General features: G+C 41.3%; 18 protein-coding genes. 11 read left to right on the top strand and 7 right to left on the bottom strand.

Annotated elements, in window-relative coordinates; all coding sequences use genetic code 11:
• Positions 1-108: 108 nt before the first annotated feature.
• Together HMPREF2571_RS10670 and HMPREF2571_RS05915 are read right to left on the bottom strand one after the other, a co-directional pair.
• Positions 109-231, bottom strand: a complete 123-nt coding sequence (locus tag HMPREF2571_RS10670) for an LPXTG cell wall anchor domain-containing protein (protein ID WP_013990571.1) — start codon at positions 229-231, stop codon at positions 109-111.
• A 28-nt stretch (positions 232-259) separates the two neighbouring features.
• Positions 260-1036: a vWA domain-containing protein gene (locus tag HMPREF2571_RS05915; RefSeq protein WP_013990572.1), complete on the bottom strand. Its 777-nt coding sequence runs from the start codon at positions 1034-1036 to the stop codon at positions 260-262.
• A 128-nt stretch (positions 1037-1164) separates the two neighbouring features.
• On the opposite strand from HMPREF2571_RS05915, the gene HMPREF2571_RS05910 reads away from it, so the two are divergent.
• Positions 1165-2133, top strand: a complete 969-nt coding sequence (locus HMPREF2571_RS05910) for an ABC transporter substrate-binding protein (protein ID WP_013990573.1) — start codon at positions 1165-1167, stop codon at positions 2131-2133.
• A gap of 45 nt (positions 2134-2178) precedes the next feature.
• On the opposite strand, the gene HMPREF2571_RS05905 is transcribed toward HMPREF2571_RS05910, so the two are convergent.
• From HMPREF2571_RS05905 to HMPREF2571_RS05895, 3 genes are all read right to left on the bottom strand, one after another.
• Complete coding sequence (locus tag HMPREF2571_RS05905) at positions 2179-3519, bottom strand: MATE family efflux transporter (RefSeq protein WP_013990574.1); 1341 nt, start codon at positions 3517-3519, stop codon at positions 2179-2181.
• A gap of 50 nt (positions 3520-3569) precedes the next feature.
• Positions 3570-5102, bottom strand: a complete 1533-nt coding sequence (locus HMPREF2571_RS05900) for a glycosyltransferase family 39 protein (protein ID WP_231844800.1) — start codon at positions 5100-5102, stop codon at positions 3570-3572.
• 186 nt (positions 5103-5288) lie between these two features.
• Positions 5289-6947, bottom strand: a complete 1659-nt coding sequence (locus HMPREF2571_RS05895; protein WP_013990576.1) for an Rqc2 family fibronectin-binding protein — start codon at positions 6945-6947, stop codon at positions 5289-5291.
• Positions 6948-7623: 676 nt separating this feature from the next.
• Between HMPREF2571_RS05895 and HMPREF2571_RS05890 the strand changes: the two genes are divergently transcribed.
• The 10 genes from HMPREF2571_RS05890 to nt5e all read left to right on the top strand — a co-directional run bounded on the left by HMPREF2571_RS05890 (position 7624) and on the right by nt5e (position 18390).
• On the top strand, positions 7624-8424 hold the full coding sequence (locus HMPREF2571_RS05890; RefSeq protein ID WP_013990577.1) for a TraX family protein: 801 nt from the start codon (positions 7624-7626) through the stop codon (positions 8422-8424).
• A gap of 132 nt (positions 8425-8556) precedes the next feature.
• Positions 8557-9105, top strand: coding sequence for a DJ-1 family glyoxalase III (locus HMPREF2571_RS05885; protein WP_013990578.1), 549 nt, complete (start codon positions 8557-8559; stop codon positions 9103-9105).
• Positions 9106-9444: 339 nt separating this feature from the next.
• Positions 9445-10218: a dihydroorotate dehydrogenase electron transfer subunit gene (locus HMPREF2571_RS05880; RefSeq protein WP_013990579.1), complete on the top strand. Its 774-nt coding sequence runs from the start codon at positions 9445-9447 to the stop codon at positions 10216-10218.
• A 9-nt stretch (positions 10219-10227) separates the two neighbouring features.
• Complete coding sequence (locus HMPREF2571_RS05875) at positions 10228-11184, top strand: dihydroorotate dehydrogenase (protein WP_013990580.1); 957 nt, start codon at positions 10228-10230, stop codon at positions 11182-11184.
• A 235-nt stretch (positions 11185-11419) separates the two neighbouring features.
• Complete coding sequence (gene pyrF, locus HMPREF2571_RS05870) at positions 11420-12115, top strand: orotidine-5'-phosphate decarboxylase (RefSeq protein ID WP_013990581.1); 696 nt, start codon at positions 11420-11422, stop codon at positions 12113-12115.
• A gap of 87 nt (positions 12116-12202) precedes the next feature.
• Positions 12203-12832 (top strand): orotate phosphoribosyltransferase, encoded by a 630-nt coding sequence (pyrE, locus tag HMPREF2571_RS05865; protein ID WP_004182503.1) that lies wholly within the window; start codon positions 12203-12205, stop codon positions 12830-12832.
• 83 nt (positions 12833-12915) lie between these two features.
• The gene (locus HMPREF2571_RS05860) at positions 12916-14367 is read left to right on the top strand and encodes an amidase (protein WP_013990582.1); all 1452 of its coding nucleotides are present in this window, start codon (positions 12916-12918) and stop codon (positions 14365-14367) included.
• A 104-nt stretch (positions 14368-14471) separates the two neighbouring features.
• Positions 14472-15320: a transporter substrate-binding domain-containing protein gene (locus HMPREF2571_RS05855; protein WP_013990583.1), complete on the top strand. Its 849-nt coding sequence runs from the start codon at positions 14472-14474 to the stop codon at positions 15318-15320.
• Positions 15321-15378: 58 nt separating this feature from the next.
• Positions 15379-16032, top strand: a complete 654-nt coding sequence (locus HMPREF2571_RS05850; RefSeq protein WP_013990584.1) for an amino acid ABC transporter permease — start codon at positions 15379-15381, stop codon at positions 16030-16032.
• A 111-nt stretch (positions 16033-16143) separates the two neighbouring features.
• A complete protein-coding gene (gene nt5e, locus HMPREF2571_RS05845; protein WP_013990585.1) occupies positions 16144-18390 on the top strand; it encodes a cell surface ecto-5'-nucleotidase Nt5e in 2247 nt (748 codons plus the stop codon).
• A gap of 35 nt (positions 18391-18425) precedes the next feature.
• On the opposite strand, the gene HMPREF2571_RS05840 is transcribed toward nt5e, so the two are convergent.
• On the bottom strand, positions 18426-19367 hold the full coding sequence (locus HMPREF2571_RS05840; RefSeq protein WP_013990586.1) for an AraC family transcriptional regulator: 942 nt from the start codon (positions 19365-19367) through the stop codon (positions 18426-18428).
• A gap of 142 nt (positions 19368-19509) precedes the next feature.
• On the bottom strand, positions 19510-20880 hold the full coding sequence (gene mnmE / locus HMPREF2571_RS05835) for a tRNA uridine-5-carboxymethylaminomethyl(34) synthesis GTPase MnmE (protein WP_013990587.1): 1371 nt from the start codon (positions 20878-20880) through the stop codon (positions 19510-19512).
• Positions 20881-21030 lie beyond the last annotated feature (150 nt).

The raw sequence follows: 21030 nt of genomic DNA, 5'->3' as shown, positions 1-21030 counted from the left end.
GGAGCGAAACGGACTTAAAGTCACAAAAATCCAAAAACACCCCAAAATTAAGTTTTTGGGGTGTAAATCATGGGGTGCAATAATTAAATTTTTAACGTAAACGAGGTATTAGTTACGTTTTGGTTTGACTGCCATGTCTAGGCCGAGTGCCGCACTGATAAGACCAAGTGAAACTAGAGCAGCAGATTGGCTCGAACCTGTTTCTGGGAGTTCTTTATGTGTTGGTTGCAATGGCGTTGGTGCCTCGTAGACCGTACCCTCAACGTGGAACAGTTGGTGTTGCTGGTTGCACCGTTTCAGGCTGGTTAGTTGCTTTAGTAACCAAGTGAGTCGTAGCAATCACTTCATAAGTATCCGTTTGAATACGATAAACACGTCCTTCTTGAACAGTTTCAATCACGTAGTTTGAGAATTGCTTGTTCAAAAGATCGGCGAAATCTTTATCGATATCGAGGTAGAGACCATTGGTACCTTTTACCAATGGGTCAAAGTCTTTTTCATCATATTTCTTACCAACTACGGTCAAAGAAATCCCAGCATCTTGAAGGGCTTTTAGTGTAGCATCTTTAGTTGGCTTTTTTGGAGTAAGGTCGATATCTTCGTCAGTGACCAAGAAGGCGAAGCGACGATTGTTCTTACCAGTTCCCCAAGTATAATCAGGTGAAGTTGCAATATGTGATAATGCTGTTGTTGCTTCCTCGTCTGAGCCAGTAGTACGGATGGCTTTTAATTTACCAACAAAAGCGTTCGTATCCGTGGTGAATTTAGAACCTCCGAAATCATGGTAAGTTGTGTTTTTGCTTGATTCATAGTCAACCAAACCAAGACGTGCTTGCACATTTTTAGATTCCAAATCACGCACAAATTTTTCAATGTTATTAGCTACGTCAGTGATATGGCTGTCCATTGAACCAGATTTATCGACAATAAAGACGATGTCAGTAGTTCCCTTGACTTCTTGGCGATTCACCACATCAGCCTCTTTAACAACCTCGACAACAGTCGTTTTATTGACCGTTTCAGTCGTTGTTGCCACATATAATACATCTTAGGAATCAAAAACACTCAATTCCTTCCCAAAAATCTTAGTCATAGATTGACATTAAAGAAGTTTTAAGATAACTTTAAAGTAACGATTTAATCCGATCTTATCGAGGAGTTGCCATGAAAAAAATAAATCTTCTTTATTTATTAGCTATTCTGGCCATCATTTCTGGTCTTTTACTGTATTACTTGCCAGACATGACGTCTGGACATAATGCAGAGTCAAATAAAACAAGTCAGACTTTTAAGGAGAAGACGATTGTCCATGATTTTGGTACGACAGAGTTGAAAAAAGCTCCAAAACGTATCGTTATCCTCGACAACCTCTATGGTGAAATCTTAGATCCTCTAGATATCACTCCAGTAGGTGCGACAACTGGTCAAGCTGATAGTCAAGAATTTTCAACCCTCTTTAAGAAACAATACAAGGATGCCAAAGTGGTTTCAGTTGGTTGGCAGGGTAATCCAGATTTGGATAAGATTGCTGAGCTAAAACCTGATTTAATCCTTATGACAGGCGAGCAGGAAGACCTCTACGAGGAGCTGTCTGAAATTGCACCGACTGTTGGCTACCAAATCAACACCGATGAAAATTGGGACTATCATGAAACCTCTCTCAAGGTGGCAGAAATCTTTGATAAACGTGATGAGATGAAGAAGGACCTCGATAGATTGGATGCTAGGGAGGCCGTTTTCGCGGAGAATGTCAAAGCCAAGTTTGGCGACCAGAAACTCTTGTATCTTCGCGTGACTGACAATGACATCCGTTATTATGCTTACGGGCATTTTGGTTATCTCTATGATACTTATCATTTCAATCGAGCGGAAACCTTCAATCCAGATGATATGTTCCAAGTTATCGATCCAGATAAACTAAAAGACATTAATCCGGACCTCCTGATTGTTCAAGCGGATTCTCAAGAACTCCTAGATAACAAACTTAAAAATACCCCTGTCTGGACTAGCCTTAAGGCTGTTCAAAATAACAAGGTTATCTATGCCGATTACTCAACCTACATGCTGGGCTTTGGAATTGTTTCCCAAGAAGCTATTATGAAACAGATTTCTGATGAATGGGGATTAAATTAAACTAAAAACGACCATGACGGTCGTTTTTTTATGTTCAAAATAAGTTTAAGTGACAAACAAACGTTTAATATGTTTTCTCAAGGCAAAATAGAGCTGAATGGTCATGGGGATCCAAATCAAGGGCTCGCATAGAATAACGCCAAGATAGCCCATAGAAGGAATGACCAAAAGAACAAAGAGAATTTTTCCGAAAAGTTCAATGAAACTAGAGGTTAAAGGTGTCAGTTTCTTACCTAGACCTTGCAGGCTATTTCTAAAGATGAAGAGCATTCCTAAAATAGGATAAAAGAGAGAACTGATACGGAGGTAGCGACTGGCATTGTCAATAATCACAGTATTATCTGAACCAGAGATAAGACCAGCCAAGAAAGGACTTGCTGCATAGAGGAGGACACAAGCTATGACAGACCAAGTTATAGAAACAAGACAAGATTGTTTTAACCCTTCTACTATGCGCTTAAACTGTTTGGCACCGAAGTTCTGAGAGGTGAAAGTAGTCACCCCGGCAGCAAGTGAAGTCAAAGGGAGAACAGCAAAGGACATAATCCGTCTTGCCGCCACTTGAGCGCTAATGATGAGAGGGCCAAAGCCGTTAATGGCATACTGTAAGGTTACAGTCCCAATAGAAACAATGGAATTCATGAGTCCCATGGCCATTCCTTGTCCAAAAAGATCCAAATAAAGACTTGAATCAAGAACAAAATCTGACTTACTTGGTAGAAGGAAGGTCACTTTTTTCTTAATATAGTAAAGACAGAGAATTGCCGAAAGTCCTTGAGAAATAATCGTTGCCAAGCCTGCTGATTGAACACCAAGATGGAGTTGTGTAATAAAGAAAAGGTCTAAAATGATATTGACCAGAGCTGAAAAAATCAGAAAATAGAGGGCTGTCAGACTATCACCAACTGCTCTGAGGAGACCAGCACACAGATTATAACCCAAAGTTACCCCAACACAGGAGACAATCATAGAAATATACTGGTAGGATTGCTCGATGATAGAAGCAGGAGTTCCTAAAAATTTTAGCAAAGGATAGAGCCCAAAATGTCCTAGAATCATAACCAAGGCACTTAAGCCCAGACCAATGACAACTGTGGCAGCCACAGACTGACGAAGTTTCCTAAAGTCTTGGGCACCATAATAACGTGCGATAACAACTCCCATACCATTTCCAACACCTAAGGCAAAGCCGATAACCAAGTCAAAAATAGCAGAAGAAGCCCCTACAGCAGCCAAGGCATCTGGACCTAAAAAGCGTCCCACAATCATGACATCCGCAGTATTATAGAGTTGCTGGAAAATATTGGATATCAGAATTGGTAGAGCAAAGATTAAAAGAGACCGCAAAATGGGGCCTCGTAAAAGATCAACTGACGAATTTTTCATAGACTTATTATAGCAAGATTGTAATTGTGAAACAATGACAAAAAGCCATCCTAGGATGACTTTCGCCTATTTTTTAGATAGCGGCTAAGTATTTGTGTCATGTGGTTGTAGCCCGCCGCGATCATTGGAATTTGTAAGTAAATATAAGGTAGGGTGTACTGGCTCTTAGTCTCTGAAATGAGGTGGAAGAGGATACCCCCAAAGAGATAGAGGAAGGCATAGAGTCCCAGTGTTGCCCCGTCTCCCATTCGTTTATAAGTGAAAGCGTAGTAGAACACACCACCAAGATATAGGACAAGGAGATAGCCTTGCATATAGGTTACGAAAAAGAGATGCAAGGTCCCATCGTGATAGATAGAAGTCGCAAACCTATTCCACAGAGGCTGAAACTTGCCTTTGCTTGGGCCATTCCAGATGGACTGGAAGCTTCCCTCTATCCAAGAACTGATAAACTTGGTACTGAAGAACCAACTGGCTTCATCGGGATGTGCTAGGAGATATTGAACACGCTTATCAAAAAGGTGATTGGCACTTTTTTCAATCTTTTCGATATTGCCCTTTTTCTTGGCGTAAATGTCACGAACATAGCCGGTATACCATCCTGGCATGCGTTTAGAATCGGGTTTGTCCTGTAAGCCCATAGCCAGCCAAGCAATCTGAGGGGTGCCAGAAATTTTTTGTTGAGTGGTAATCTCGTAGTAACTGGTCGTCGCCTTATGCAAGCTCATAGGAAAGGCAAAGAAAGCTAAGACTAAAAGCAAATAGCGATACCGTTTTTCTCTAAGAGTCATGAGTATTAGAATACCAGATAGCGCAATAATGAGAATGATGTTATTACTCCTTACCCAGTAGGCCAAAGATAGCATGACCACCGAAAGAATCGTATTCCCAACCTTACCACGTCTTAAGTAACGTAGAAAGAAGAGAATAGCAAAACTAGAAAAGAACAACCCATACATAAGTCCATAGGCAAACATGATGTTAAAGACTAGAGGTAAGAAACCAAAGCTCATGATGACAGCCGTACGACTAACTAAAGGCCTCGTAAACAGTTCATCCGTGATTTTCCATGTAGCATAGTTCATACCAATGACCATGCCAAGATTCAATACATAGAAAACAGAGATAACTGGTAAAGGAATTAGATAGAGAACTAAGCGTTCAAAACTGAGCAAACCCAACTGATGCGGATAGCGGTAGAAGTAGGCTCCTGGTTTTATTAAGGAGAAGTCGCCAGCATTGAACTGGACCGCCCCTTTAAAGACAGTACCTGCATCGTCTCGACCAGCAAAACTGGTCAGAAAAATCAACAGTAGGCCAAAACTCACAAAGCAAACGGAAAAAAAGATGAAAATCTGCTTTGTTGTCAGTTCCTTTAAGATCTTGGGCCAGAGAAGGGTCAAAAGCAGAATGGCCCCACCTGAAACATAAACATACCAAGGAACGCTACTAATCTCTGCCCACTCAAAGTATCCCGTCATCATGGTCGTGCGAATGAGTAAAGCAGTCACAAATAATAGTCCAAAGACTAAGAGCCCCACATAGCGCCCTAACCATTCTAAAACAGAACTCGTATATGACATAAGAGCCTTCATCCTGAAAGTCTCCTTTAATATAGGTAATTACCCTTATAGTTTAGCACAGTCGTCGGAAAAATGTAATGAAAACCAGAAGAAAATCCCATTCATCAACGAAAGAAATTGATCAAATGAAGACATAGAAAAACTCTCTCGTTTCTAAAACAAGAGAGTTTGATTTTATAAAGCAGATTACTTCATCCGCATACTATCAATTTTTTCTTCAGTCGGTGTGACACGTAAGGTCTTTTGTCCCGTATAAGTTACAAATCCAGGCTTACCGGCCGTTGGCTTGTTGAGCTTCTTAACATCAATCATATCGACTTGAACCAAGTTTGACAGACGGGCCTTAGAGTAGTAGGCTGCCAATTCAGCCGCATCTGTTTTGACTTCGTCAGTTGGGTTTAGATTGTCCTTGATAACCACGTGACTACCTGGGATATCCTTGGCGTGGAACCAGAGCTCACCCTTTTTAGCAATCTTGAAGGTCAACTCCTCATTTTGCAGGTTGTTACGACCAACCATGATAATGGTCTTACCATCAGAAGCTAGATACTGTTCAGGTTTCTTACGTTTGTGGCGCTTGTCAGTTGAACGACGCTTCATAAAGCCAGCCTGAACAAGCTCCTCACGAATATCCTCGATTTCATCCATGTTGGCTTGAGAAAGACTGAACTCCACACTCTCAAGATAATCAATAGTCTGCTTGGTTTCCTCAATCAAACCAGTCAAGTGCTTAACAGCTTCCTTGAGTTTCTGGTATTTCTTGAAGTAACGCTGAGCATTTTGGTTAGGCGTTAGAGCCACATTTAGAGGAATCGTAATCTTTTCACCAGTGTAGTAGTTGTCTAGCTCGACACCATCCTTGTCATTTGGTACCATGCTAAGATAGGTGGTCAAAAGTTCCCCTTTTTGACGGAACTCCTCAGCATTTTCGGTCGCCGCAAGATCTTTTTCCTGTTTAACAAGCTTTTTCTTGTTTTTTTCCAGTTCATTTTGCACGCGGTGAATCAAATCACTAGCCTGTTGAGCCACACGGTCACGCGCCGCCTTGTCCAAGTAGTAGTAGTCTAAAAGGGCTGACAAGGTTTCAAACTCAGGTTGGTCCTGACTATCAGAGAATCTTACAGCTGAAAATGCCTTAGCCGTTAAGTTTGGCTCTACTTCACGATTGAAGAAGGCACGGAAATTCTTGAGCTTATCAGTCTCAAGTAAGGCTGATAATTCATTGGCCGTGTCACGCCCCAAACCTTGGAAAAGTTTTTGAAGGTTTCTAGCTGACAAATCATCAGTCTGTAGGATCTCAAAGAGTTTTTCGTCTGGAATGTCGAAAGGATTCTTGGCGTCCGTCTTAGGAGGAGCAATATAGGTAGACCCAGGCAGAATAGTACGGTAACTATTTTGTGAGAAACCAACATGCTTGATAGACTCAATGATTTTGCTCTCGTTCTTGTCAATCAGGATAATGTTGGAGTGTTTCCCCATGATTTCCATAACAAGAGTAACCTTAACGCTATCACCGATTTCATTTTTATTAGAGACGGAAATCTCAAGGACACGGTCGTTTTCCAGTTGCTGGATATCCTCGATAACCGATCCCTGAAGGTATTTCCGCATAATCATGGTATAGGTGTTTGGATTCTGTGGATTTGGCAAGTCAGCCTTGGTCGTTTGAATACGTCCAAAAACAGGGTGAGCTGAAAGCAGAAGCTTGTAATTCTGACGATTGTTACGAATGGTCAAGACCAACTCACGCTCAAAAGGCTGATTAACCTTCTGAATACGTCCGTAGAGAACCTGCTCACGCAACTCAGCCGTCATATGGTGAAGAAAAAAGCCGTCAAAAGACATGATGTACTTCCTTTCTTGTTAGTGATAATAATTGTTTTATTTAAAAAATAAAATTTTCTGTGAAACTTTCCTTAGGTGTTGGCGGACGTCAGCGAACTTTTACAAAGTTCCATGACTAATAAAGATACAAAGGGCGTCTGCGGATATAGTCAAAAAAGAAAGTTTGACGCAGAATCTTTAGATTCTAGGAGAACTTGTCTTTTTGACACAATCCGCAGCCCGTGTTCAATTGTTTTTGAGCCCCTTCGCTTTTTCATTTTTAGGCTCAGGCTAAAACAGTTCCCCGAACTGTTTTACTCTCAAAAATTCCGAGCGCCTGAAACCTTTTAGTTTCAGGCGCTTTTAACACGGCGGAAAGTCTCGGTTAATTGCTCGCTCTGCTCGCAAAAAAGTTATTTCAAAAACTTGAAGAGTTTATGAACTTTGTTAGTTATTTTTAAATAATTTGCATACGTTATGAACGTAAATATTGCCTAACTATTATAGCACAAAGAGAGTAAAAATGCTTTGGATGGGTAGTCGGAATTGAGTTTGTTATTATTATGGACCATTCTTTATTACAAAAATTGTTACGCTAAAACAGTTAAAAGTTATGTCTTAGATTATAATGAATACCTTTGAATTTATATCTGACTTGTGGTATCATTTAATATGCTGAAAATTAAAGGAGCATTAAATGAACGATATTAAAAAGATATGCAATGCGACTAATTTGAAATACCTAGCTGTTGCACTTATGTTTTTGGACCAAATCTATCAGATGTTCGGGAGTATGGGGGCACCTATATGGTTGACGATGTTGGGACGTCTGTCTTTCCCAATTTTCCTCTTTCTTGCTGCTGATAGTTTTCACTACACTCATGATCGTATGGCTTTTCTCAGGCGTCTGCTTTACATGAGTTGGTTTATGATCATTGGCAACGCCATCATTGGTAGTATTTTTCATAATGGTAGTATCGGTTTAACCAACAATGCCTTTTCAACCTTCTTTATCACTGGGATTTTTATTTGCTCTTGGGATTTGTTGGCTAAGGGGCTTCGCGATAAATCGAACAAGGAGTTGATTCAAGGGATTGGTGTCTTTCTCTTGCCGATTCTTTCATCTATTCCGGTTGTAATCCTTTCAGGCATATTTGAAACGCCACATGCAAACCCAATCGTTGTGCAGATTGTAGCCTTTACCTTGTCACTTGTGCCAAGTATTATCATGGTTGAGGGTGGCTTTGTGATGGTTATTTTGGGGTTGCTATTCTATATTTTCCGTACCAATCGCATTGCTCAAATCATTGTCTTGGCTGTTATTTCTGTGATTGCCCATCTCTTTGATCCGACGGGTGTGCAATGGATGATGGTCTTTGCTGCGATTCCTATGTATTTCTATAACGGTAAGCGTGGTAGTGGTAACAAGAATTTCTTCTATATTTTCTACCCAGCCCATATTTATCTCTTGTGGATCCTAGCAAGTTTGTTTAGATAAGATGTCAAAGACAGTCCTTGTACTGTCTTTTTTCGTGCTCAAGGGCCATTTTTATGGTTTGTTTCCTGCTTCTAAAACTGCTATAATTTAAGGCGTAATAGAATCAAGTGATAAGTCAATTGGAGGTATATCATGACAAAAGTAGCAGTAGTATTTGCGGACGGATTTGAAGAAATCGAAGCCTTGAGCCCAGTGGATGTCTTTCGCCGAGCAGGATTTGACTGTAGCATGCTAGGACTTGAAAGTGCGTCAGTAACTGGCTCACACGGGATTCAAGTCGCTATGGATGGTGTATTTGATGGCAATTTTGCGGATTATGACTTGGTGGTCCTTCCTGGAGGTATGCCTGGCTCAACTAATCTACGCGATAACGAAACTTTGATTGCCTCTCTTCAAGAGGCTGCAAAAGCTGGAAAATATGTTGCTGCTATTTGTGCGGCACCAATTGTTCTCGAACGTGCTGACTTGCTCGAAGGGCGTAAATTCACATGTTTCCCAGGTGTTGAAGAGCAAATTACTTCTGGCGAGCATCAAACTGACTTGGTAGTTGTTGACGGCAATATTGTCACTAGCCGTGGTGCTGGAACAGCCCTAGCCTTTGCATACGCCTTGGTTGATTTGTTGGGTGGCGATGGTCAGCAGTTGGCCCATACTATGGTTTACGACAGATTGTTCCAATAATCTTATTTAAGACTCTTGTTCAAGAACTCTAACACTCCTTGTTAGGAATATTGACAATTTATGTTACTCTATGTGATGATAGAGAATGTATCAAACAGAGGGCCTAGTTATAGGCTGGAGAGACCTTAGCTTAATTTTATGAGCTTTGGTTTTTTCTTTTCTCCTTTGACATCTGTCTTGAAAACGGTTATAATAATCACAAAATAACCTTTAAATGAGTCCAGAGAGGCTTAAAAGGTCGGACAGGTGAAAAAACAGGGTTCTCCTGTGATTTTTTGTGCGACCTTGCCATGTGGCGAGGTTTTTTTGATGACATTTTGCAGTTTAGAAAGGGTTGTCATGATTTTAGTTGAAGATTTAATCATTGTGAGTCAGCGTGAGATTGCACCTCGTATTTTCGAAATGGTGCTTAAGGGAGAGATGGTTGCAGATATGAAGGTTGGTCAGTTCGTCCACCTCAAGGTGCCAGACCCAAGCAAGCTCCTTCGTCGTCCTATTTCCATTTCAGAGATTGACTATGACAAGAAAGAGGCAACCATTGTCTATCGAGTGGAACGCGAGGGAACTGCCATCCTTTCTAAGATGGTAGCTGGGCAAACCATTGATACCATGGGGCCTCAGGGAAATGGTTTTGATATTTCCGTTATTGAGGCTGGGCAGAAAGCTCTCCTTGTTGGTGGTGGTATTGGTGTACCGCCTTTGGTTGAGACGGCTAAGCAGTTGAAGGCTAAGGGTGTTGAAGTTGTATCAGTCATTGGTTTTGCCAATAAGGATGCTGTCATCTTGGAGGATAAGCTCAAAGCTTGTGGTGATGTTTATGTGACAACTGATGACGGTTCATACGGTATCAAAGGTTACGTTTCGACAGTTATTGATGGTTTCGACTGGACTCCAGATGCCGTGTATAGTTGCGGAGCTCCAGGCATGCTTAAATATGTCGATAGCAAGTTTGAAAACCATCCTCATGCCTATGTTTCTATGGAAGCTCGTATGGCTTGTGGTATGGGAGCTTGTTATGCCTGTGTGGTTCACGTTAAAGGAGAGTCGGACGCCAAAAATCTTCGTGTTTGCGAAGAAGGACCAGTCTTCCCTACCGGAAAAGTCATCGTCTAGGAGGTTACCATGTCAAAGATTAAATCAGAAAATCGTTTAGCTATTAGCCTTCCAGGGCTCGACTTGAAAAATCCTATTATCCCAGCCTCAGGTTGCTTTGGTTTTGGTCAAGAGTATGCCAAGTATTATGATTTGGATAAACTAGGTTCAATTATGATTAAGGCTACGACCGCCAATCCTCGTTTTGGTAATCCAACACCCCGCGTGGCAGAAACTCCATCAGGCATGCTTAATGCCATTGGCTTGCAAAACCCAGGTGTTGATGCTGTCTTGTCTGAAAAACTCCCTTGGTTGAAGGAACATTATCCTGAGCTTCCAATCATTGCCAATGTGGCTGGGTTTTCAAACGAAGAATATGCCGAAGTCTCTCACAAGATTTCCCAAGCCAGTAACGTCAAGGCTATCGAGCTCAATATCTCCTGTCCAAACGTGGACCATGGGAATAACGGTCTCCTCATCGGACAAGTTCCAGAGCTTGCCTATGCGGCCGTAAAAGCCAGTGTCTCTCACTCTGATGTGCCCGTCTATGTCAAACTGACACCGAGTGTGGCTGATATCACAAGTGTCGCCAAAGCAGTCGAAGATGCCGGAGCGACAGGTTTCACCATGATCAACACCTTGGTCGGAACACGCTATGACTTGGCTACTCGTAAACCTATCATTGCCAATGGTCAAGGTGGTATGTCAGGGCCAGCTGTCTTTCCAGTAGCCCTTAAACTTATCCGCCAAGTTGCTCTAGCATCAGACCTCCCAATCATCGGTATGGGTGGTGTCGACAGTGCCGAAGCGGCTATCGAAATGTTTATCGCTGGTGCCTCAGCCATCGGTGTCGGAACAGCCAACTTCGCAGATCCATATGCCTGCCCTAAAATCATCGACCGACTCCCTGAAGTCATGGACAAGTACGGCATCACAACACTTGAAGACTTACGTGAGGAAGTTCGAACAGACTTGTTGGGGAAATAGAATAAAAATAGCATTGTTAAGGAGTTCAACAAAGGTATAATTACTTTCATCTCCCTTTGACATTCCCTTATAAAAGCGCTATAATAGAACAAATTGAACTGAACCTTTAATCGAGTCCAGAGAGGCGAGAAAGGTGTACTGAGATGCTACGGCATCACTAAAGGGTAGGGACTGCCCTATTTTCGTGCAACCTTCGCTGACTGGCGGAGGTTTTTTGTGTGAAAGGATATAAGAAATGAGAGAAAATCGTCCTGTTATTGCCCTTGATTTCCCGACCTTTGAGGATGTGAAGGCTTTCCTTGCTAAGTTTCCCGCTGGTGAAAAGCTCTATGTGAAGATTGGTATGGAACTTTACTATGCAGCTGGGCCTGAGATTGTGCGCTACGTTAAAGAGCTTGGCCATAGTGTTTTCCTTGACCTTAAGCTTCACGATATTCCAAATACTGTGAAATCAGCTATGCGTGTCTTGTCTAACCTTGGCGTTGATATGACTAATGTGCATGCGGCTGGTGGTGTGGAAATGATGAAGGCTGCGCGTGAAGGCTTGGGAGATGGTCCAATCTTGATTGCTGTAACACAGTTGACCTCTACCTCTGAAGAGCAGATGCGTGATTTTCAAAATATCCAAACCACACTTCAAGAATCAGTGGTTCATTATGCTAAGAAGACTGCTGAAGCAGGTCTTGATGGTGTTGTCTGCTCAGCGCACGAAGTAGCGAAAATCAAAGAAGCAACAAATGAAGATTTCGTTTGTTTGACACCTGGTATCCGTCCAGCAGGAGCAGCAGTTGGTGACCAAAAACGTGTCATGACACCTGCCGATGCCCGTCAAATTGGTTCAGATTACATTGTTGTTGGTCGTCCAATTACACAAGCTGATGATCCAGTAGCAGCTTATCACGACATCAAGGCCCAATGGAACGGTCAATAAATTTTCAAAAAGACCTTATTTCATAGGAAAATAGATGGAATTAGGTTATAATAAAGAATAGAAAACGCTTTACGGAGGATAATAATTATGACATTAGCATCACAAATCGCATCTGACTTGCTTGATATCAAGGCTGTTTACCTTAAACCTGAAGAACCTTTTACATGGGCATCAGGAATTAAATCACCAATCTACACAGACAACCGTATTACTTTGTCTTATCCAGAAACTCGTACACTTATTGAAAATGGTTTCGTGGAAAAGATTAAGGAAGAATTCCCAGAAGTAGAAGTGATTGCAGGTACTGCAACTGCTGGTATTCCTCACGGTGCGATCATCGCTGACAAGATGAACCTTCCATTTGCCTACATCCGTAGCAAACCAAAAGATCACGGTGCTGGTAACCAAATCGAAGGTCGTGTGGTTAAAGGCGAAAAAATGGTTGTTGTTGAAGACTTGATTTCAACTGGTGGTTCAGTACTTGATGCTGTAGCAGCTGCAGAGCGTGAAGGGGCTGATGTTATCGGTGTTGTGGCTATCTTTACTTACGAATTGCCAAAAGCTGAGAAAAACTTTGCGGATGCTGGTGTGAAATTGGTTACTCTTTCAAACTACACTGAGTTGATCAAAGTCGCTAAAGTTCAAGGCTACATCACAGCAGACGGACTTCAACTTTTGAAGAAATTCAAAGAAAATCAAGAAACTTGGCAAGACTAATTATCAAGATTTAAGGCGGAACGTTTTAGGCGTTTCGCTTTTTTTAGTATAATTTAGGAAAAGATAAGCAGGGAGAGTATAAGATGACAATTAATGAGTGGTCAGATGCAACGGCAATGGCTGAAGCTGTGCAAAATAAGATGGTCAGTCCCCGAGAACTAGTGGAGGCTACCATTCATGAAGCAGAGAGGACGAATCCTAAAATCAATGCTATCGTCAGTCAACGCTACGAGAAAGCATTGAAAGAAGCAGAAACTAGAGACTTTTCAGATAAACCATTTACTGGAGTTCCGATTTTTCTAAAGGATTTAGGTCAAGAGCAAGCTGGTGAGCCGTCAACAGCGGGTTCTCGTCTATTTACAAGTTATCATGCAATGGAAACAGATAATTATGTTAAGAAACTTGAGGAATTGGGCTTTATTATTTTAGGGCGTTCTAGTACTCCTGAGTTTGGCTTCAAAAATATCAGTGATGCTCAGATTCATGGTCCTGTTAATTTGCCTGACGATGTGACACGTAATGCTGGTGGCTCAAGTGGTGGTGCGGCAGCTCTTGTGAGTTCTGGCATTTCTCCCTTGGCACCAGCTAGTGACGGTGGAGGCTCTATCCGTATTCCAGCCTCCTTTAACGGCCTAATTGGTCTTAAGCCTACAAGAGGACGGATCCCTGTCGGTCCTAGTTCTTTCCGTGGCTGGCAGGGAGCCTCTGTTCAGTTTGCTTTGACTAAGACTGTGCGCGATACTAAACGCTTGCTCTATCACATGCAGACGTGTCAGATGGAAAGTCCTTTTATCTTACCGAAGCTTAGCAAAGTGTCTTTAGAAGAAGCAGTTAGACCTTTGAAGATTGCTTTTTCGACTGTTTCTCCTATTGGTGGTAAGGTGTCAAAATCTGCTATTGCAGCGACAAAAAAAGCTGCTAGAACATTGGAAAGTCTAGGACATTATGTGCATGAACTTACCGATCAGCCCTTGAATGGGATTGAAGCCATGCAGTCTTACTACATCATGAATAGTGTGGAGACAGCAGCCATGTTTGATTCCATAGAGGCTGGTTTAGGACGGAAGATGACCTTTGAAGATATGGAATTGATGACTTGGGCTATTTTTCAATCTGGGCAAAAGATTCCTGCTAAAATTTACTCTAAAATCCTTGCCCAGTGGGATCAGTATAGCCTTCAGATGGCGAATTTTCATGAGTCTTACGATATTCTTCTGACACCAACAGTTGCGGATGTGGCACCTAAGCATGGACAGTTTGCCCTCTCTGAAAGCTTACAAAATCAACTTAAACATATGGCTGATTTTGACTGGCCAAAGCAACAGAAACTTATTTGGGAAATGTTTGCGGACAGCTTAGACTGGACACCTTTCACACAACAAGCTAATTTAACGGGACAACCATCGATTTCTTTACCTGTCTATCGGGACGAGCAGGGTCTTTCACTCGGTGTTCAATTAACAGCTGCCAAGGGAAGGGAGGACCTCTTGTTACACTTGGCCCAACAAATGGAAGAACGTTCGGTTTTTAGCTAGACATTCTCATTTTCAGTTCAATATTTTGTGAAGCCCTTTCAAATAGTGTAGGCTAAGATTATAAGTTTTTAACTTAACTTCATTATTTAAGGAGACACACATAGATGAAAAAGAGATTTTTCGCCGTATTTAGCCTAATTTTGGCTGCGGTCTTTTTGGTTGCCTGCTCGTCACAGAGTACAGGTGAAAAGAACTGGGAAAAGATTGAGAAACGTGGGAGCATCAAGGTTGCGACTGCTGGAACACTTTACCCACAAACCTACCACGATGATAAGAACAATTTGACTGGTTATGACGTTGAGATTCTCAAAGAAGTTGGAAAACGTCTTAAGTTGAAAATTGACTTCACGGAGATGGGCGTGGATGGCATGCTTACTGCTGTAAATAGTGGTCAAGTAGATATTGCTAACTACTCACTCGAAGATGACAACAAGAACGTTAAAAAATTCTTGCGTTCTGAACCATACAAGTATTCATTCACTTCTATGGTAGTTCGTGAATCAAATAACTCAGGAATTTCTTCATGGAATGACCTCAAAGGCAAGAAAGCAGCTGGTGCTGCAAGTACCAAGTACATGAAGATTGCCAAAAAAATGGGTGCTGAACTCGTCGTATATGATAATGTTACCAATGACGTTTATATGCAAGACTTGGTAAATGGTCGTACAGACGTTATCGTCAACGATTACTACTTGCAAAAGATGGCAGTAGCTGCTATCAAAGATAAGTACCCTGTTAAGATCAACGACGGCATCTACAGTAACCCTTACTCAACAAGCTTTACTTTCTCATTGAAGAATAAAACCCTTCAAGAAAAAGTTAATAAAGCTATCAAAGACATGAAGAAAGATGGTACCCTTACCAAGATTTCAGAGAAGTTCTTTGCTGGTCAAGACGTTACAAAGAAAACAAAAGTTGACTACACTGAGATTGACATCTCTGATGTTGAATAATATGAGCGATCCGATTGGATCGCTTATTTGCTAAAGAAATGTTTAGAAAGATAGACTTATGATTATTGATTTTTCACTGATTCTAAAAAGCATTCCCTATGTCCTTTCAGGTTTGCCCTATACTTTGGGGATTTCCCTTTTAAGCTTTATGGTTGGTAATGTATTTGCCATCATTCTTGCCTTTATGCGGATGTCGCAAAAACCTTGGTTGAAGTATCCAGCTCGCATCTATATTTCCATCATGCGAGGCGTACCTATGTTGGTCGTCCTCTTCATTCTTTACTTTGGCTTGCCCTATGTTGGCGTTCAGCTACCTGCCCTTCTTTGTGCCTTTATTGGCTTCTCCTGTGTCAGTGCCGCTTATATGGCAGAGATTTTTCGTTCATCCATAGCTGCAGTAGATAAGGGGCAGTGGGAGGCGGCTCGATCTCTTGGACTCCCTCAGAAGTCTATTATCCATCGTATTATCTTGCCCCAGGCCATGCGTATAGCAGTAGCACCACTTGGTAATGTCATTATCGACATGGTAAAGAGTTCCTCATTGGCGGCTATGATTACAGTGCCTGACATTTTCCAAAATGCTAAGATTATCGGTGGGCGTGAGTATGACTACATGTCTATGTATATCCTAATCGCCCTTATTTACTGGACTTTGAGCTTTACTTTAGAACTGCTTCAAGGCTATCTTGAAAAACGCTTAGCCACCTATTGATTTTTTGAAAAAATTGTTTGAATATCTAATAAAATATTGAAATTTATTTAATTCTAATCTTATAAATGTGGTATAATAAAAACGATTTAAAAATCAGAAAGGTATTTTGGAATGAAGAAGAAAACAGTCGTTGCAACGACCCTGTCAACCCTACTTGTCTCAACTGCCATCTTGGCCAATGCTGTCCAAGCTGACGAGGTAGAAACTCATGCAGCTGTAACAGCACCAAGCACTGAAGTAGTAGCTACAGAGGCAACTACCAATGCGACATCTACTGTAGCAACAATTGCATCTAGCGAGTCTGCAGCACCAGTAGCTAGTTCAACATCAGTTGTTACTGCTTCAACAGCTGAAACAAGCGAAACACCTGCTGCTACAGCAAGTGAAACAGCAACTGCAGCCGCAACTCCTACAACAGAAGTCGTGACAAATGCTAGCACAAGTGCCAGCAACGACACTGTAACTGTCCTTCACACCAACGATGTTCACGGTCGTATGGTTGAAGATGATCGTAACGGAGTTATTGGTGATGCCCTTTTGTCTGGTATCGTCAATGATTCTCGTTCAAAAGGAACAACCCTTGTCTTTGACTCTGGTGACTCATTCCAAGGTCTCCCAATCTCAAACAGTTCTAAGGGTGAAGACATGGCAAGCGTCATGAATGCTGTTGGTTTTGATGCCATGACAGTGGGGAACCATGAGTTTGACTTTGGTCTTGACCAATTGCGTCGTTTGAGCAAACAAATCAATTTCCCAATCATCACATCTAACGTATATGTAGATGGCGTCCGTCTTTTCCAACCATCTACAATCGTTGACAAAACACCTGGTCTTGATGGAGATGAAGTCGTTGTTATTGGTGTTACAACTCCCGAGACAGCTACTAAGACACACCCTCGTAACATTCCTGGTGTCTCTTTCACTGATCCTATTACTGAGGTTAAGGCTGTTGTTGACCAAGTGGAATCAAATGCCCGTGCCGAAGGTAAGGAATATAAGACTTATGTTGTCCTTAGTCACTTGGGGATTGATACAACAACTCCAGTTGAATGGCGTGGATCAACTTTGGCAGAAGCTCTTTCAAACTATGCACCTTTGAAAGGAAAACGTGTTCTTGTCCTTGATGGTCACTCACACACTCTTCACACAGCGACATACGGCGATAACGTTACTTACAACCAAACTGGTAGCTACCTTAACAATGTTGGTCGTGTCGTTTATAATTCTGACCGTGTCTTGTCACATGGCGTGATTTCACACGACGAAGCTAAGAAAAATTATCAAGTTAACCCAACAGTTAAAGCTATGATTGATGATATCCAAGCTAAGTACAAGGCGGATTCTTCAAAAGTCGTTATTGAAAATAGCCCAGTTAAACTTAGCGGTGACCGTATGGACGTTCGTGTTCGCGAAACGAATCTTGGTAATGTGGTCGCAGATGCTCTCTTAGATTACGGACAATCAGCTTTCACACACAAGTCTAACCTTGCCGTAACAAATGGTGGTGGTCTTCGTGAAACAATCGCTAAAGACAAACCAATCACTAAAGGTGATATCATTGCCGTTCTTCCATTTGGTAACTCAGTTGCTCAAATTCAAGTAACAGGTCAAAATATTCATGATATGTTTGTCAAATCTCTTGGTTCTATTCTCCAAGTTGACGAAAGTGGTAAAACTGTTCTGGATGAAAATGGTCAACCTCTCCTTGAACCATCTGGCGGTTTCCTTCAAGTTTCTGGAGCTCGTGTTTACTATGACACAACTCTTCCAGCTGAAAAACGTATCTTGTCAATTGACATTTTGGATCCAGAAACTGGTGTCTATAAACCACTCAACACAAACGGAACTTACTACCTTGTAACCAACGACTTCTTGGCTGCTGGTGGTGATGGCTTCACAATGTTGGGGGGCCCTCGTGAAGAAGGTCCTTCAATGGATACCGTCTTTGCGGATTACTTGACACATGCAGACCTTTCTAAGTATGCCGTTATCAATCCAAATTCACGTACCATTTCAATTTCAAGTGCTGATTTTGCTGCCTTGAACAAAAAAGAAAATGCAGCAGACCCTACACTTAATCCTTTGGAACCTGTTACTCCATCAACTATTGCTAAAGATTTAGAAACTAGCAAACCAGTCGTATCTAAAGTAGTGACGACTCCTAATGGCAAAGTATTCTTCATTTCAACAAGAAGCGAAGCGCTTAAAGAAACAGAAAAAGTGACAGAAGCTTCTGCCCAAACTGAAATCCTTCCTACAACAGGTGACAAGGGCTCACACGCAGGTCTCCTCGGACTTGGTATGTTGCTCACTCTCTTTGGACTTAGTGGTAAACACAAAGGCAAAGAGAAAAACTAAGACGTTTGCAGATATAAAAAGAGTTAACCATTTGGCTAACTCTTTTTTGTTTTCTTCTTGTTACTATGTGTCTTTCGATACTGGCTTGGTGTTTGATCGTAATAGTGTTTAAATTGGCGGTTGAAATTGGATAGGTTATTAAAACCAACATTAGTAGCAATTTCCAAAACTGGTTTAACGCTATTACGAAGCTCCTCGCAAGCAGCATTGAGTCTTGCTTGAATGATAAATTCTGTACAAGAGGTACCTGTATGTTGCTTAAAAATCGTCATAAAGTGAGTCTTACTATACCCCATAAGCTCTGACAACTTTTCAATAGTGAGATTTTCGGCATAATGTTGGTTAATGTAATCAATGATTTCCCGAATCTTTTCATTCTTACGATAATGATCATCAGAAGTTTTTCGCTCTACCAAACGATAGAAGTAGAGGAGGTAGATTAATTCTTCAAGTTTTGACTTGAGAAGAAGTTCATAGTGACGATCTTTCTGACGAATCATCTTAAAAATCTCAAAGAGGAGAGCTCTAACTTCCATATACCCATCATCTGATGGTCTTAGACATTGTTTAAACTTGAAATTAGAATTCTGTAAAGGCTGTAGGTAGCGTAGACTAAGCGGATCCACCAGCGACTGCCCCAACATATCCAAATGAAAATGTAGGGTGTCCGTATGATGAGGCTGATCATCTACTGGGTGAATCGAATGAAGGCCATTCGGACGAATTAAAAAGATATCTCCAGCTTGACTGTCAAAATAGTCATAATCAATGTGATAACGAGCCGTCCCCTCATAAACGTACTGAATCTCCAGCTCTGGATGCCAATGAAAAAGAATATCAGGGCGTCCATTTTCAACCTTGGTTTCCGTCAGTCGAAAAGGAAGCAGATTATCGTCAAAATCGATCAAATGTTTAAAATCTTTATCAGTAGCTGCTTGACTCATGGCAAACCTTTCAAAATCATAGGATAGTACCATGATAGCATTTTCTTTCTTAAAAAGCATGAGTAAATCGTCTGATGGTATTAGTTAGTTATATTTTACATAATTTTATTTCTGTATTTATGATACAAAAAATAAAAAGATGACAGAGCATCTTTTTACATAAATTTAGTTATGTTTATTTTCCTAGACAGAACTGGCTAAAGAGTTGCGTAATGAGTTCATCTGGGGCAGCATCACCAGTAATTTCTCCCAGAATTTCCCAAGTGCGTGTCATATCAACCTGTAGGAGGTCAACAGGCATGCCTAATTCAAGACCTTGATTGACTGCTTCAAGGCTTTCGAGGGCTTTTTCAATGAGTGAAATGTGACGGGCATTTGAGAGATAAGTAGCATCTTTCTCCACTAGACCAGCATTATCAAAGAAGAGTTGATTAATACGATCTTCAATTTTGTCGATGTTTTCATTGTTGAGGACTGAAATCGGAATGACATCTTCAGGAAGCTCTTCCATTTGGATTGCTTGAGGAAGGTCTGTCTTATTTAGGAGAATGATTCGATTGCTATTTTTACTAATTTCGAGTAATGTACGGTCTTGCTCAGTTAACGGTTCAGAGTTATTGAGGACAAGAAGAACCAGGTCAGCCTCTTCAAGAGCTTTCTTAGAACGTTCTACACCAATCTTTTCAACAACATCGTCTGTGTCACGGATACCAGCGGTATCAATTAACTTAAGGGGAACGCCTTTGATATTAACGTATTCTTCAATGACATCACGTGTTGTACCCTCAATGTCTGTAACGATAGCTTTCTCCTCACGTAGGAGATTGTTAAGAAGACTAGATTTTCCGACATTTGGACGACCAATGATTGCCGTTGAAAGACCTTCTCGTAGGATTTTTCCTCGTTTGGCAGTAGCCAGAAGATTTTCTAGAAGTGCCTGGAACTCTTGAGTCTTTTCACGGACAAGATTTGTAGTAACCTCCTCAACATCATCATACTCTGGGTAATCAATATTAACTTCGACTTGAGCCAAAGTGTTAAGGATTTCTTGGCGAGTGTTGTTAATGAGATCCTTGAGCGAACCATCAAGTTGAGAAACGGCAACGGCCATAGCCTTATCAGTCTTAGCACGAATCAAATCCATGACAGCTTCGGCCTGGGTCAAGTCCACACGACCATTCAAGAAGGCACGTTTGGAAAATTCTCCAGGTTCGGCCATACGAGCACCAGAACGGATAAGGAGTTGAAGGATTTCATTGGTTACAGCGACACCACCATGGGTGTTGATTTCTACGACATCCTCACGTGTAAAGGTCTTTGGTGCACACATAACACTGACCATGACTTCATCAATGGTTTCATCATTTTCCACGATATGACCGTAATTGATAGTATGTGAAGCGACCGTTTCTAAATTTTTTCCTTTGAAAACCTTATTAGCAATAGCAACAGCATCGGTTCCAGATAAGCGAACAATACCGATAGCACCTTCACCTAAAGGCGTTGAAATTGCAGTAATCGTATCAAATTCTTTGGTAATTGACATAGTTATTCCTTTGGATTTTTTCTGTATAAGTTTTAAAATGATTTAATTTCATTGTAACGCAAAAGACCAGTAGTAGCAAGGATTGGTGCCGATAAAGTCAAGAAAAAAGAGCCTAAGCTCTTTTTGTTTATTTTGTGACTTTAAGTCCGT

The organism is Streptococcus sp. HMSC068F04, from assembly GCF_001837455.1.
In the GTDB taxonomy this organism is placed as follows: domain Bacteria; phylum Bacillota; class Bacilli; order Lactobacillales; family Streptococcaceae; genus Streptococcus; species Streptococcus salivarius_D.
This window is presented reverse-complemented; position numbering and strand designations above follow the sequence as displayed.